This is a genomic window from Nostoc sp. CMAA1605, from assembly GCF_021596505.1.
Lineage (GTDB): Bacteria > Cyanobacteriota > Cyanobacteriia > Cyanobacteriales > Nostocaceae > Trichormus.
The window spans coordinates 52,107-66,215 of record NZ_PJIZ01000033.1 but is presented as its reverse complement, the minus strand read 5'-3'; the positions used below and the strand labels follow the sequence as shown (position 1 = coordinate 66,215).

The 14,109-nt window shown below is 40.2% G+C and carries 10 protein-coding genes and 1 pseudogene; 5 read left to right on the top strand and 6 right to left on the bottom strand.

Annotation, left to right across the window (positions count from 1 at the left end):
* Positions 1–26: 26 nt before the first annotated feature.
* A complete protein-coding gene (locus CV014_RS13660; RefSeq protein ID WP_236142534.1) occupies positions 27–638 on the bottom strand; it encodes a glycosyltransferase in 612 nt (203 codons plus the stop codon).
* Between the two features lie 386 nt (positions 639–1,024).
* A complete protein-coding gene (locus CV014_RS30030; protein ID WP_268964667.1) occupies positions 1,025–1,159 on the bottom strand; it encodes a hypothetical protein in 135 nt (44 codons plus the stop codon).
* A gap of 6 nt (positions 1,160–1,165) precedes the next feature.
* On the opposite strand from CV014_RS30030, the pseudogene CV014_RS13655 reads away from it, so the two are divergent.
* Both CV014_RS13655 and CV014_RS13650 read left to right on the top strand, forming a co-directional pair.
* Positions 1,166–2,799, top strand: a pseudogene (locus CV014_RS13655) (cyclic peptide export ABC transporter).
* A 12-nt stretch (positions 2,800–2,811) separates the two neighbouring features.
* Positions 2,812–3,183: a DUF2237 family protein gene (locus CV014_RS13650; RefSeq protein WP_236142533.1), complete on the top strand. Its 372-nt coding sequence runs from the start codon at positions 2,812–2,814 to the stop codon at positions 3,181–3,183.
* A gap of 246 nt (positions 3,184–3,429) precedes the next feature.
* Here CV014_RS13650 and hpnJ read toward each other — a convergent pair whose 3' ends face one another.
* Together hpnJ and CV014_RS13640 are read right to left on the bottom strand one after the other, a co-directional pair.
* Positions 3,430–4,875: a hopanoid biosynthesis associated radical SAM protein HpnJ gene (hpnJ, locus tag CV014_RS13645; protein WP_236142532.1), complete on the bottom strand. Its 1,446-nt coding sequence runs from the start codon at positions 4,873–4,875 to the stop codon at positions 3,430–3,432.
* Between the two features lie 126 nt (positions 4,876–5,001).
* Entirely contained in the window at positions 5,002–5,832 is an 831-nt protein-coding gene (locus tag CV014_RS13640) for a squalene/phytoene synthase family protein (RefSeq protein ID WP_236142531.1), read from the bottom strand.
* A 1,210-nt stretch (positions 5,833–7,042) separates the two neighbouring features.
* Between CV014_RS13640 and CV014_RS13635 the strand changes: the two genes are divergently transcribed.
* Entirely contained in the window at positions 7,043–10,852 is a 3,810-nt protein-coding gene (locus CV014_RS13635; RefSeq protein WP_236142530.1) for an ATP-binding protein, read from the top strand.
* Positions 10,853–10,886: 34 nt separating this feature from the next.
* Here the strand turns inward: CV014_RS13635 and CV014_RS13630 are convergent, their stop codons facing one another.
* Positions 10,887–12,074 (bottom strand): RNA-guided endonuclease InsQ/TnpB family protein, encoded by a 1,188-nt coding sequence (locus CV014_RS13630; protein ID WP_236142529.1) that lies wholly within the window; start codon positions 12,072–12,074, stop codon positions 10,887–10,889.
* A 53-nt stretch (positions 12,075–12,127) separates the two neighbouring features.
* Between CV014_RS13630 and CV014_RS13625 the strand changes: the two genes are divergently transcribed.
* Entirely contained in the window at positions 12,128–12,352 is a 225-nt protein-coding gene (locus CV014_RS13625; RefSeq protein WP_236142528.1) for a hypothetical protein, read from the top strand.
* A 1-nt stretch (position 12,353) separates the two neighbouring features.
* Positions 12,354–12,791: a hypothetical protein gene (locus CV014_RS13620; RefSeq protein ID WP_236142527.1), complete on the top strand. Its 438-nt coding sequence runs from the start codon at positions 12,354–12,356 to the stop codon at positions 12,789–12,791.
* Positions 12,792–12,994: 203 nt separating this feature from the next.
* Here the strand turns inward: CV014_RS13620 and CV014_RS13615 are convergent, their stop codons facing one another.
* On the bottom strand, positions 12,995–14,008 hold the full coding sequence (locus tag CV014_RS13615; RefSeq protein WP_236142526.1) for a diiron oxygenase: 1,014 nt from the start codon (positions 14,006–14,008) through the stop codon (positions 12,995–12,997).
* Positions 14,009–14,109 lie beyond the last annotated feature (101 nt).

Sequence of the window (14,109 nt, the reverse complement as noted above, 5' to 3'; positions counted from 1 at the left end):
GGCTGTACCTTGAGTAAATATCAGTCCTAAATATCCCCCAGGACGAGAAAACTCGTGCAGAAATTCCAGCGTGTCTGACGTTGAATTAAATCAGTCAGGCTTTCTGTAGCGATCGCATGATTGATAATATATTCACTCAACACGACTTGATAACCGATTTGGGTGGGTAAATATCCCAGTTGAAAATCATCCGCTAAATAATCAGCGATGGCGGTAAATCCCCCAATGGCTTCTAAAACCGTCTTGCGAATGGCAATAGTGGGGCCGAGAGCAAATTTCATCCCCTCTAGCTTTCTCGCCACCAATACCCCTGTATGATATTCTGTGGCAATACCTACAGCCTCTAAAATTGCCACCCATCCCCTAACTACAGGACGATATAAACAAGTAACTACACCCACAGATTCCTGTTGCATGGGTTGAATGACTTGCTGTAAATAGTCTGAACCAACGCTGATATCGCTATCAGCCAGGACGAGAAAAGGGTATTTTGCTTGGGTAACAGCATTAGCTAAATTACTGACTTTGAGATTTGTGCCGATTGTGCGATCGCTAATCACTAGACTAATATCAACATGGGGGAAGTCTGCAATAATTTGCTTGACAACAGACACACATGGATCGTTGCCATCACGCACACAGAAAATAATTTCATATTCTGAATAATCTTGTAGGCAAAAAGATTTAAAGTTTCATAAGTATCAATATCCAGTCCACAAATTGGTTTTAAAACACTAATCGGTGGTTGGAAATCTGATGCTGTTGTCGTTGGCTGGGAGCAAAAATCTATGACTGCATAAACACCATAGCAATAATAGCAAATAGCTGATAAGCACAAAATCAGCAGCAAATAGTAGCATCCAACATTAATAAATGCACTATAATGTGCCAAATTTTTTAGCGATTGTGTAAGGAAATCAGGTAGTAAAGAAATTAAATCCATATTTATCGATATATTACAAAAAGGAAGAATTAGTCATTAGGAAACAGGGAACAGGGAACAGGGAACAGGGAACGGTTTTTCTCATCTCCTACCTTGTCTACCTTGCCTACCTTGTCTACCTTGTCTCATTTTCCCAATCCCCAATCCCCAATACTTCGACAAGCTCAGTACAAGTCCCCAATCCCCAATCCCCAATCCCCAATCCCCAGTCCCCAATCCCTTATGAATCTAATTGCCTTTTTAATCCGTTCCTCATGGCAGATGGTGATGATTGCAATTATCACCGGATTTTTGAGTGGCGGTAGCAGTGCGGGACTAATTGCCCTGATCAGCACGGCTGCAAGTAGCACTCAGTCTACACCTGTCACCTTAATTGCTTGGGGATTTGCTGGGTTAGCGATAGTAGCACTTGTTACCAGTATCATGTCCCAAATGGTGTTGATTCGTTTGGCGCAAAATGCAGTTTTACAGTTAAGAATGCGTTTGAGTCGTCAGATTTTAGCATCGGAGTTAAGCCATTTAGAACAGTTAGGCAATTCTCGACTGTTAGCATCGTTGATTGAAGATATTCAAGCTGTTGCCAATGCAGTTTATCAGATGCCGACGTTATTTATAAATCTGGCGATTGTTTTTGGTTGTGTAGTGTATATCACTTGGCTATCTTGGATAGTCTTGCTGATGGTTGTTAGTTTAGCAGTAGTGGCGATCGCTAGTTGTCAATGGCTCTTAAATCGCGGTGAAAAGATGCTGGCTTTAGCACGGGAAGATGAGGATAAAATATTTCAGCATCTAGGAACTTTGACCGCAGGCATTAAAGAATTAAAACTACACCATCAACGACGACAAGTATTTTTAGAAGATAAATTACAGTCAACATCTGCTAATTTCCGTCACCATAATGTCACGGGACTGAGTTTTTTTGCTGTAACTTCTAGTTGGGGTCAACTTATCTTTTTCTTTGCTTTAGGATTTGTTTTATTTACACTGCCAAATTTACTAACAGTTAATCAGCAAACCCTCTCCGGTTATATTTTGACCTTTACTTATTTAGTCGTGCCAATGGACAATATTATTGGCAAACTCCCCTTACTCAGCAAAGCCAGTATTGCATTACAAAAAATCGAATCTCTAGGTTTATCTTTAGCTAGCCGTACTGAAAAGGTAAATACCCAACCACCAGCAGTTAATTCTCATTGGCACAGTTTAAAGTTTCGCGAAGTTACTCACACCTATTACACAGATAAAGAAGATAGTAGTTTCATACTCGGCCCCATTGACTTGACTATCTATCCTCAAGAAATAGTTTTTATCGTTGGTGGTAATGGTAGCGGTAAATCTACCTTAGCTAAATTAATTACAGGCTTGTATATTCCTGAAGATGGCAAAGTTTTATTAGATGGTGAATTGATTAATGAGCAAAACCGCGAATGGTATCGTCAATATTTTTCTGTAGTATTTGCTGACTTTTATTTATTTGAAGAACTCTTGGGATTAGATAATCCTTATTTAGATAAACAAGCTCAAAAATATCTCCAGCAACTGCAATTAGACCACAAAGTTAAAATTACTAACGGTCAACTTTCCACCACAGCCCTTTCTCAAGGACAGCGTAAACGTTTAGCCTTATTGACAGCTTATTTAGAAGATAGACCGATTTATTTATTTGATGAATGGGCAGCAGATCAAGACCAGTATTTAAAGATATCTTTTACACTCAACTATTACCAGAATTAAAAAGTAGAGGCAAAACAGTGTTAGTCATTAGTCATGACGATCGCTATTTTGATTTAGCAGACCGCATAATTAAATTAGAATACGGCAAAATTGCCTATAGTAAGCAAACTAGCACTCGTTAGGGAATAGTAAAGATGCCAGAAGCTAAAAATGTCCTGGGTACAGATTTAGAAGTTTGCTGTACCTCTCCCATGACTGGGTTTTATCGTGATGGTTTTTGTTCCACAGGTGCTTATGATACCGGAATGCACGTTGTTTGCGCCCAAGTCACCGCCGAATTTTTAGCGTTTACCAAATCACGCGGTAACGACCTCAGCACACCATACCCTGAGTATAACTTTCCTGGATTAAAACCTGGCGATCGCTGGTGTTTATGTGCATCCCGTTGGCAAGAAGCACTAGAAGCTGGCGTTGCTCCCCCCGTGGTGCTAGCAGCAACTCACGCTAGGGCTTTAGAAGTTTGTAATTTTGCAGATTTAAAAGCCCACGCTGTAGTTTCTAACTAAGACAAATAAACTCTAAATACACAGGGGAGAATCTAAATTTGTAGGGGCGGGTTCACCGATATCATCGTTAATTGTGCATGATATTTGATTAACCCGCTCCTACCGAGTTTTGTTAGCTCTAAGCATAGGCTATTTTCTTGATAGAAGGTTTTCCTAATTCACATCAGGCGTGATTTTGGATTTTGGATTGAAGGATCTAAAATCCAAAATCCAAAATCCAAAATTGCATTGCCCCATGCCCAATTTCTAAACCCCCACAACTTTTGCCGCCGCTTGGTTACGACGTTCTTTTAAATAAGAAAAGAACTCTCCACCCTCACGCAGTCGCCTAACTAACATTTGTCTATCAGTCAACATTTCCCAAACAATGGGCAATATAGCTTGGGGACGGAAGTAAAATTGGCGATACATTCTTTCTACTGCATCTTCTATCTCTGCACTAGAAAGTGTGGGATATTGCAAAGTTGAAGTTTGAATCCCAGAGTTAGCGACTAAAGATTGATCACTAAACCAACCGTTAGCTTGAGCTTGGGCATACAATTCTGTGCCTGGATAGGGTGCAGCTATAGAAACTTGAATTGTATGGGGATTTAATTCACAGGCAAAACGAATAGTTTCTTCGACAGTTTCTTTAGTTTCAATGGGCAACCCAATAATAAAAGTACCGTGGACTGTGATTCCTAGTTTGTGGCAATTTTTCATAAATTCTCGCGCCACTTCTAACTTGATACCTTTTTTAATCCGGTTGAGGACTTCTTGATTACCCGACTCAAACCCGACTAGAAGTAATCTTAAACCATTATCCCGTAATTGCTTGAGGGTATCGTAGTCTAAGTTAGCACGAGCGTTACAACTCCAAGTCAATTTGAGTTTTTTCATGTGTTCGCTGATGGCGATCGCTCTATGCTTATCAATGGTGAAAGTATCGTCATCAAACATATACTCCTGCACCTTGTCGCCAAACAGTTCTTTAGCTTGCGCCATCTCCCTTCCCACGGCTTCCGGGCTTTTGTGGCGATATAAATGCCCGCCGATAGTCTGCGGCCACAAACAAAAGGTACATTTCGCCGGACAACCACGCCCCGTATAAAAGGAGACGTAGGGATGTTTAAGATAGCCAATGAAATATTTAGTAATATCTAAATCACGGGCATATACAGGTAAAACACTGGGCATAGCATCCCAGTCATGAATTAACGGGCGTTCTTCATTGTGGCGAATCTTACCAAACTGATCCCGATAACTCAAACCGAGAATTTCATCCCAAGGTTTACCCTCAGCTAACTCCTTACAAGTGTAATCAAACTCATTCCGACAGACAAAATCAATTACTGGGTGATCCCGCAGCGTTGCATCTGGTAACACTGCAACGTGCGCCCCCACAAAACCTATCTGCACATCAGGATTTTGATTTTTAATGGCAGCTGCACACTGCACATCATTTGCTAAAGATGGGGTACTAGTGTGCATAATCACTAGTTCATAATCTTTAGCAATTTGCAACACATCCTCCACAGTTTGATTGTGTGGTGGTGCATCTACTAGCCTGCTACCAGGGACTAAAGCCGCCGGTTGGGCTAACCATGTGGGATACCAAAAAGACGTAATTTCCCGCTTGGCTTGGTATCGCGCACCCGCACCACCGTCAAACCCATCAAAGGAAGGGGGACTGAGGAATAAAGTTTTCTTCACTGATATCTCTCCTAGAACAAACCACCATACCAAATTGGTGTCAATAGTATTATTTGAGATGATTGGAATCACCCGTAAACCCAGGCTTGCAATCCCAAATCCCAAATCTAAAATCCAAAATTGGTATTAGCCTGCTTTTAAGTTGACACTGTTGAGTTGCTGAAGTAACGCTTCTACATCACTGCGGCTGAGTTTTTCTTTACCGTTGGCTAAAGCTTCAATTGTGCCATGTGCTAAAGCTAGGGGGATTTGGCAAAATTGCAAAGCCGGGCCAGCCGGTAAACTACTGGTATAGGCATCTGCTAAAGCTAAATTCCGCAGTGCATACTCTTGCATCTTTACTGCATTCCAACCATCGGGGAAAAAGCTGACTCCACGCCCTAAATCTTCCACATGATTACGTAAAATGTTTACTGCTTGCAAGCCGCGACCAAAACCGATAGCTTGTGTGCGGTTGGTTTGTGTGCCATCATACCAAGTCCACAAATCCGAAAGCATCAAGCCGACTGCACCCGCCACCCCAAAGGTATAACGGTCTAAATCTGCTTCTGTATGCACTTTCCAGTTAACTTCCGCCCAGTAAGCCATCCGGTCTGACATCGCCGCCGTCGCGTCCCAGATGCGGGGTGCAATAGTTTCTGGTGCTAGAATTGACCATTCCCGAATTCTGATGGTGACTTCTTCTAAAATATCTTCGTAGCCACTAAACCCCGCCGCAAAAGCATCCACAGGAAAGCCGTCAACTCCTGATTGTAGAGTCAAGCTAATTGCACGCAACAATTTTGCTTTTGTGGGATTGTCTAGAGTGGGATGGTCTTCAATTTCATCAATAGCACGCATACACAGGTACGCTGATGCGACTGCCTCTTGCAACCCTGGAGGTAAAATACTAATCGGAATATAAAACGTTCGACTAGTTTCCTTGAGGATTTGCAAAGCATCTCTACGTAAATCCATGTTGTCATTCCCCTGTTGATTTTTACACCACACGCAATTGGCAGTTTTTTTGATAATACTGGATATTGTTTTTACTGAATCTAAAAAAGTATAGATGCCATGATGATGTTTTTAAATATTAGTGGTTTTTGGTATCAAAATTAACAAATTTTTCCTAAATACATTTGGAATCATCTGGACACAACTTCCTCTTGAGATATTTTTAGCATTTATCTTTGTCTAACTATTGTAAATTTTTGACGTAAATATTAATCAGTAGACATTCTAAAAACTGTCTGAAGAGGTCTTTGCAATTGCAAATTACTATGCTGCGTCCATGAAAAAAGGAACAAAGGACTGAGGGAAGTTACGGTTTAGACACAAACTATCGAATTATTACTAGTCTTTTCCTCATCGCACCCTCACCCCTTTCCTGTTTCCAGGAGAGGGAACTAAATTTTTTGGTTTGTACCCTCTTGCAGCATCTAGCGCGGAGATTCAAAAGGGTAGGAATGTAATTTTTTTCACTAATCTTTTAAGATTTGATTAATTTAGGGTTAATTTTCTGATAATATTCACAATAACCCCACTAACAAAGTTTAGGAGTTTAAATCCTGAGCTTTCATCAAAGAGTAGGTTGTGTTGCTCTTTGAGAATCTCTGTTACAGCAGTGAAAAATCTAATTATAAATTGCTGTTTTCTCTACAAGAAGCTTCGCCAGTGTGGCGATAATTAAGATTATTAAAAAATGATTTGATAGGGAATTAAACTCTTTTTAAAGATATTCTTATGTTAAAAAAAATGAACATCAGCAGATGAAAAATAACTGGTAGATTAAATGGGCAATTATCAATAATTCGTGAGCAACGATATCCTTGACTTCTCAAAGGAGTCCGGGATCTAGGCACCGCCAATGCTGACAAATCAGATATGACTAATAGAAATATACAAAAAGAGTATTTTAACTGAGGTGGCTTGTGATGAGCTGCATTAATATTTTACTGAAAAAGACTGATGACAAAACCTCTAGCAAATCTGTAAGTAAGTAGCAGAGTCCAAGAACAAGCAAAAATAAGTTTTACATTGAGTCATAAAACTTGTTTGAGAATTTTAAAATACGCATATAGATAGATGTAAACTGATTATATAAAAGTAATATGTATAAGGATATTCAAATCTGATCTGAATTAGAATAACCAACCATTAGATAGATGCGGTTACATAAATCTCAATGTTAGGAGTCAACCGCTTGCGACGACAAAACACAAACAATTCCTTAGTTGCCAAAGGCGCAAGTGCGATCGCTATGATAGTGGGCGTGGTTGTGTTAGTCATCTGGTATCTAAATATTCAACTGTTTGAGGGAAATTTCTTAGGGATTGCAGTCACAACACAAGCTGACACCGCCTTATGCTTTCTCCTATCAGGTATTTCCCTCTGGTTGATGATGGGTGTAAAGTCAACTCAGAGCAAAATAGCTTCTAGCATCTTGGCTGTAGCGGTTGGTGTGATTGCAATCCTTACCGAGAGTCAATATTTATGGGGTTGGAATTTAGGATTAGACAGGTTTTTCCCCCAGCAATTGGCAGATCAGGGGAGTATGGGATGGAATACAGCCCTAAATTTTATTTTTTTGAGTTTAGCTCTACAGTTATTAAATTACACCCAGAATCGCCGCAACTACTGGTATGCTCAAATACTGACTTTGATCACATCTGTAGTTTCGTTACAAGTGATCATTGGCCACATATATAAAGCAAATTTTTTAGAGAATACTACCGTTGTGATTCCCTGTATGGGATTTTACACAGCATTATTATTTATCGTTCTGTGCATAGGCATTTTATGGGGACGAGCCGAACAGGGATTGATGAAAATAGTGATCAGCAATAGCTATGGTGGCTCAATTGCACGACGTTTATTATTAGCTGCGATCGCATTTCCTGTAATTCTCGGTTGGTTAGTCATTGCAGGACATCGAGCCGGTCAATACGAGCCAGCCTTTGCCTTGTCAGTATTTGTAGTTATATTAATTGTAATCTTTGCCATTGTGATTTGGCAAAGTGCAGTCATTATTGAACTTCTCAGCCAACAGCGCGATCGCGCCCAAGAAAGAGTGAAAATCTATGAAGAAAAGCTGAGAAGTTTTGTGGATGCTAACCTCATTGGCATTATCTTGAGTGACATTTACGGAGGAATTCAACAAGCAAACGATGCTTTTTTAGAAATGCTTGGTTACTCCCAAAAAGATATACTCACAGGTAAATTAAATTGGCAAGACATCACTCCCCCAGAATATTTTTACTTAGATCAGCAAGGAATTGCCGAAGCCCAAAACAATCCTAAAGGAACTTGTACCCCCTACGAAAAAGAATACATTCATCAAGATGGTAGTCGCATCCCCGTATTAGTTGGCTATGTCCTCATCGGGGAACATAAACAAGAGGGAGTCGCCTTTATTTTTGATTTAAGAGAAAGCAAACAAGCACAACAGAAAATTCTTCAACTCAATAAAGATTTACAACGTCGTGTTACTGAATTGCAAACATTATTAGATGTCATTCCCATAGGAATTGGTATAGCAGAAGATCCCCAATGTCAAAAAATTACAGTTAATCCTGCCTTTGCCAAACATCTAGGCATATCGACAAATGCTAATGCTTCCTTATCAGCTCCTAACACAGAAAAACCCACACAATTTAGAGTTTACCGTGGAGGTAAGGAACTTTCGTCAGAAGAACTGCCCATGCAATATGCGGCGGCGCATGGTGTAGAAATTTTAGATTTTGAAGTAGATGTATTTCACCACAATGGTAAAGTTGTCAACCTTTTAGAGTATGTTGTCCCCTTATTTGATGAAGATGGTAACTCCAGAGGATGTATAGGTGCCTTTTTAGATATTACAGAACGCAAAAACAACGAAGTATTACTGAGAAATCAGCAACAGTGGTTGGAATATGTTTTAAACCTCATGCCCAGACCACTATTATTGATTGAGCCAGGAACAGCAAAGGTAACATTTGCCAATCGAGCCGCCGATGAATTAGCCGGAGGTGAATTTCCCAAAGGTATACCAGCCGAAGATTATCACACCGTTTATTATTACACAGATGCCGCAGGTAATCCCATTGCCAACGACCAAATGCCAGGGGTGCGGGTGGCGCGTGGAGAACGTGTAGAAAGCTATGAATTAGATTGGCATACACCCAACGGAATTTTGTCGATTTTAGTGTTTGCAGATACATTACCGGCTATGTACGGTTATCCAGCCACTTGTGTATTAGTATTTCAAGATATTACTAATCTCAAACAAGTAGAAAAAGCCCTATCATTGGGTTATAAAAGATTGCAATTACTATTTAATACTGCCAGTGAATTACTCTCTAGTCGAGAACCATTAGCACTGATTGATAGTTGCTTTCATCAACTAGCAGAACAAATCGAATTAGACGTTTATTTTAACTATTTAATTGTAGAAAATTCCCAAACTATGCATTTAGCTTCCTATCAAGGAATTACAGAGGAAGTTGCCAAAGGACTGGAGTGCTTATCTTTAGGACAAGCTGTTTGTGGAACTGTGGCAGATCAATTGCAATCAATTTATGTCGAAAATGTGGCAACATCAACTGACCCCAAAACAGAATTACTGCGTTCTGTGGGCATTAGTGCTTATTATTGTTCACCATTGATTGCCCAAAATAAAATCTTAGGAACTCTGAGCTTTGGTAGTCGCACTCGTACTAGTTTTACCGAAAATCAAAAAGCCATGATGCAGGCGGTTTGTGATCAAATTGCGATCGCAATGGAACGCAGTCAATTAATCACCTCTCTACAGCAGCAAACAGAACAACTCACCGCCGCCAATCGCATGAAAGATGAGTTTCTCGCCATACTCTCTCATGAATTGCGATCTCCCCTCAACGCCATTCTTGGTTGGTCGCAATTGTTACGTACTCGTCAACTTAATGAAACCCAAACGGCCAAAGGCTTAGAAACCATTGAACGCAACGCCAGAGCGCAAACCCAACTAATTGAAGACTTACTAGATATCTCACGGATGATTCGCGGTAAACTGCGCCTCAATGTTTGCCATTGTAATCTCGTCCCCATCATTGAATCAGCCATTGAAAACATCCAACTAGCTGCCCAAGCCAAAGAAATTGACCTGCAATGTTGCCTATCTTCAGAAAACGGTCAATTTCTGATTTCTGGTGATCCTGAAAGATTACAACAAATCATTTGGAATTTACTTTCCAATGCCATCAAATTTACACCCCCAGGCGGCAAAGTCGTAGTGAACCTGAAGAAAATTGCAGATACAGACAAAGAAGCACCAACAGCCTATGCCCAAATGCAAGTCATTGATACAGGGATTGGCATTAGTTCCCAATTTTTACCCTACGTATTTGACCGTTTTCGCCAAGCTGACAGTTCTAGTACCAGATCCCACGGCGGTTTAGGATTAGGTTTAGCTATTGTCAGGCATTTAGTAGAACTGCATGGTGGTACAGTTCATGTAGCCAGTGCCGGAGAAAACCAAGGTGCAACCTTTACAGTGAAGTTACCACTCCTAACAGTCAATAAAGTCACTAGCAACGAAGTCGTCAACCAAATCACAACCAACGCCACACCACTACCCATGTGTCCCTCACTGTTAGGGGTAAAAGTGCTAGTAGTAGACGATGAAGCAGATTCCCGTGATTTTGTGACCACAGTTTTAGAACAATGTCAAGCCCAAGTACAAGCAGCTGATTCCGTACCAACCGCATTAGAAATCATTCGCCAATGGCAACCAGATGTATTAGTGAGTGACATCGGAATGCCCTATGAAGACGGCTACGCCTTAATTCGCAAACTGCGATCGCTCCCTCCAGAACAAGGAGGCACAATCCCCGCCGCCGCCCTCACAGCCTACGCCAGAGCCGACGACCGCACCCGCGCCATTCAAGAAGGGTATCAGCTACATCTACCCAAACCCATTGAGCCAGTCGAGTTAGCCACAGTCGTCGCCAGCTTGGTGAGAAGAACAAACAATGGTTGACACTCCCCGAAATAGAATTTCGGGGATTCTTGGTTCACTGAGTCAACTTATCTGAACCTGTCACCAGATCCAAACAGAGGTCGTTCTCTTCCCAAGCGTTAGTTCCGACGTGTCCCGCCGTACTTAATCCTTTAGCCAAAATATTCAGTGCTGCATTCTCATCTCGGTCTAAAACAGTTCCGCAGTGAGGGCATTCATGGGTTCTGGTTGACAAGGTTTTGACAACAGTTTCTCCACAATTAGAACAGTTTTGGCTTGTCCAGTGAGGTGGCACAGCAACAGTTATTTTGCCGTATACCTTGCCAAAATATTCAAGCCAACACCGGAACTGATACCAAGAAGCATCACTAATACTTTTGGCTAATTTGTGATTTTTAACCATATTTCGCACTTGCAAGTCTTCATAAACAACCACGTCGTTAGACTGGATTACGCACCTTGCTAACTTCACAGCAAAGTCTTTACGCTGTCTACTAACTTTCAAGTGTTTTCTCGCTAGTTTATTTCTAGCTTTTTTGTAGTTATTGGATTGGAGTTTACCTTTCATAAACTTCTTAGAAACCCGTTTTTGTAGGCGTTTTAATGCCTTCTCGGATTTCCTCAAAAATCTAGGGTTTTCTACTTTATCCCCATTGGAATCAGTGTAGAAGTGGTTTAAACCAACATCCAACCCAATAACTTTTTTGCTTGGTTCTACTTTAATTTCTCGGTCAACAGCAATACAAAATTGAGCGTAGTAACCATCTGCACGTTTTACCAACCGGACACGTTTAATATCCTTTATCTGATAAAAATGCAGGTCATAAGTTCCTACTAATTTAAGTTTCCCAATCTCAAAACCGTCAGTTAGGGTGAGATATTTTCTATCATCTGACAACTTCCATCCTGTGGTTTTGTACTCCACAGAATGACCACGTTTTTTAAACTTCGGGAAACCTTTCTTACCTGGAACTTTTTTCTTACAGTTACTATAAAACCGAGAAATTGCAGACCAAGCCCTATCCGCTGATGCTTGCCTAGCCATTGAGTTGAGCTTATTCGCCCATTCAAAGTTAGCAGCTAGTTTTTTACAGAATGCGCTTAAATCGTACTTGCCGACTTTTGGGTTATCCATCCAGTAGCGAATGCAAGAATTACGGACAAACAAAGCAGTCCTGATTGCTTCATCAATCAGATTGAACTGCTGCTGTTTGCCCTTTAGCTTGAACTCGTATACTAGCAATTGATAACCTCTTACGCTACAATATCAGCATAACACATTTTAGAGGATTAAATATGGGTTGGTTTTTTAGCAAGCCTAGTGATAACGAATTAGGTGAATATCTACCAGAAGGGGAATCTACGATCCAAGAAGGCAGCGAGTATCTAGAAGCAAGCAGCAAACCAGAGGCAAAAGAAAAATGTGATGAGATTGCCGCAGAATACGGCGCAGTAGAATCCAGTGTAGAACCCACAGAAAACGATGGTGGATGGATGTGCAATTTCAAGTTCTGGGGTTAGTATGAGCAATTTCAGAGACAAGCTTTTAGCTGCATGGGAAGGCAATCCACCCAGAACGGAATATAGAGTTGAGCCAATGCCGGGGACTCCACACATCAGATTACTAGGTGATGGATGTTCTACTCTTTCACTTGATGATTTTATAAAAACACTTGAGAATGATTATCTAAAAGAGAAAGGAAAGTATTTTACCTATCCCTTAAAATCTTCCAAAACAGAGGAAGATATGTTTGTTCTTGAAGGGTGGGAAGTTTACAGGTCTGAACAAAGTGTCTGCGAAGGATTGGTTATCCTGTACTACTCTGCTATGTATCCCTATGAAGTCATTAAAAAGTATATGGGGGAAACCTTAGCAGCAGAATACTTAAGCAGAAAAAAGAATCGGGAATTAGCTATTAATGCTATTTCTACCGTTCTTCCACACGCCACGACCGAATAAATTCGGTCATTCGCTTATATCCCCCACTTAAAAGACGTACAAAGCACAAAACTTTTTGGTTTTGTGCTTTGTACTTGGGGGCTTTACGCTTCACGACTCGTAATAAAATTTGACTAAGAGAAACTATACACAAGATTGCTATAAATATCAGGTAACAGCCCCAGTAAACTAATAATTTCCTGCTGAAGTTGCCATCACGTAATTTAATTAAATAACCCTGCTTTGCTGAAGCTATCAATACCCCGTTGCGATTCTAAAATACCCATCTCTTGAGCCAGATCGATTAACTCTGTATAGTCAATTCGCAATAAGTTAACTTCATTAGTGGCAGCACAGTCAGCAATCACTGATTCAGTCTTAGCAAAACCAATTTGTTCAAGAATCGCTTGCCATACCCTCAATTCTACATTGGCAAACCATAAAACAGGTTTAGGGAGAACTTCTATAAAAAATTCTTTTTGTTGTTGATTTAGCTCACTATAAATACATTTTGCTAAATGCTTAAATATCCCAGCATGAGCTAGTTCATCACGTTTATGTGTAGCAACAGTAACTCGGTTAAATGGCTGGATAGTCGTATCATTAGCCAGTAAATCTAAATAGTCGCTGATAAAAACTTCGGAAACAATTGCTGTTGCTACTTGCACAAGTGTTTTTTGCCAAGTTTCAGCATAGCAATCTTGTTCAATTTGCATATTTCTCACAAGGTTAAACTCTGGCAACCGTAATGACTGTAACCCTCGGTTTTCTCTAGTCATACGACAAGCGTTAATGACCAATAGTACATGATAAGCTTCGTCTACTAATGTTTCACTAGCAATTTCTTGGCTAATTCCATCATCTACCCCTGGTATATTTCTATAAATGATATGGTTACAGGCAGGGGTAATTACTTTTGACTCAATATCGATGGTTTTTTCGTTATATGCTATCCATCCAGCCGAGAGAATTTTCTTTTGAATTTCTAAAGGTGCTGCTAAAAAATCAGGATGGGATTTAAAAGGTAGTAAATCAATACGAAAGTCGTCTTTTGTGGTATCAAATATTAGTTCTGGATGAGATTGCTGATCTATTTTGGTTTTCACTTGGGCCCGTTGATGCCAATTACCTCCCATTTTTTGGAGCAGATTACGAGAATAAGATATCTCTTGATGATGAGATTTTCTGGTATTTTTAATATTTTTTGTGGGTTGATAAGCTAAAGATTGAACACTCATAATTAACCTCGATTTACGTTGAATTTATATACTCGGTATGTGTACTAAATTCCAGATTTGTTTCTGTTATTATTTTCATCGCTGGGAATATCTTTTATGCA

Excerpts from the sequence above, each read along its gene's own strand:
- CV014_RS13635 (WP_236142530.1), top strand. The coding sequence starts at position 7,043 with ATGTTAGGAGTCAACCGCTTGCGACGACAAAACACAAACAATTCCTTA.
- CV014_RS13640 (WP_236142531.1), bottom strand. The coding sequence starts at position 5,832 with ATGGATTTACGTAGAGATGCTTTGCAAATCCTCAAGGAAACTAGTCGA.
- CV014_RS13625 (WP_236142528.1), top strand. The coding sequence starts at position 12,128 with ATGGGTTGGTTTTTTAGCAAGCCTAGTGATAACGAATTAGGTGAATAT.
- CV014_RS13615 (WP_236142526.1), bottom strand. The coding sequence starts at position 14,008 with ATGAGTGTTCAATCTTTAGCTTATCAACCCACAAAAAATATTAAAAAT.
- CV014_RS13620 (WP_236142527.1), top strand. The coding sequence starts at position 12,354 with ATGAGCAATTTCAGAGACAAGCTTTTAGCTGCATGGGAAGGCAATCCA.
- CV014_RS13650 (WP_236142533.1), top strand. The coding sequence starts at position 2,812 with ATGCCAGAAGCTAAAAATGTCCTGGGTACAGATTTAGAAGTTTGCTGT.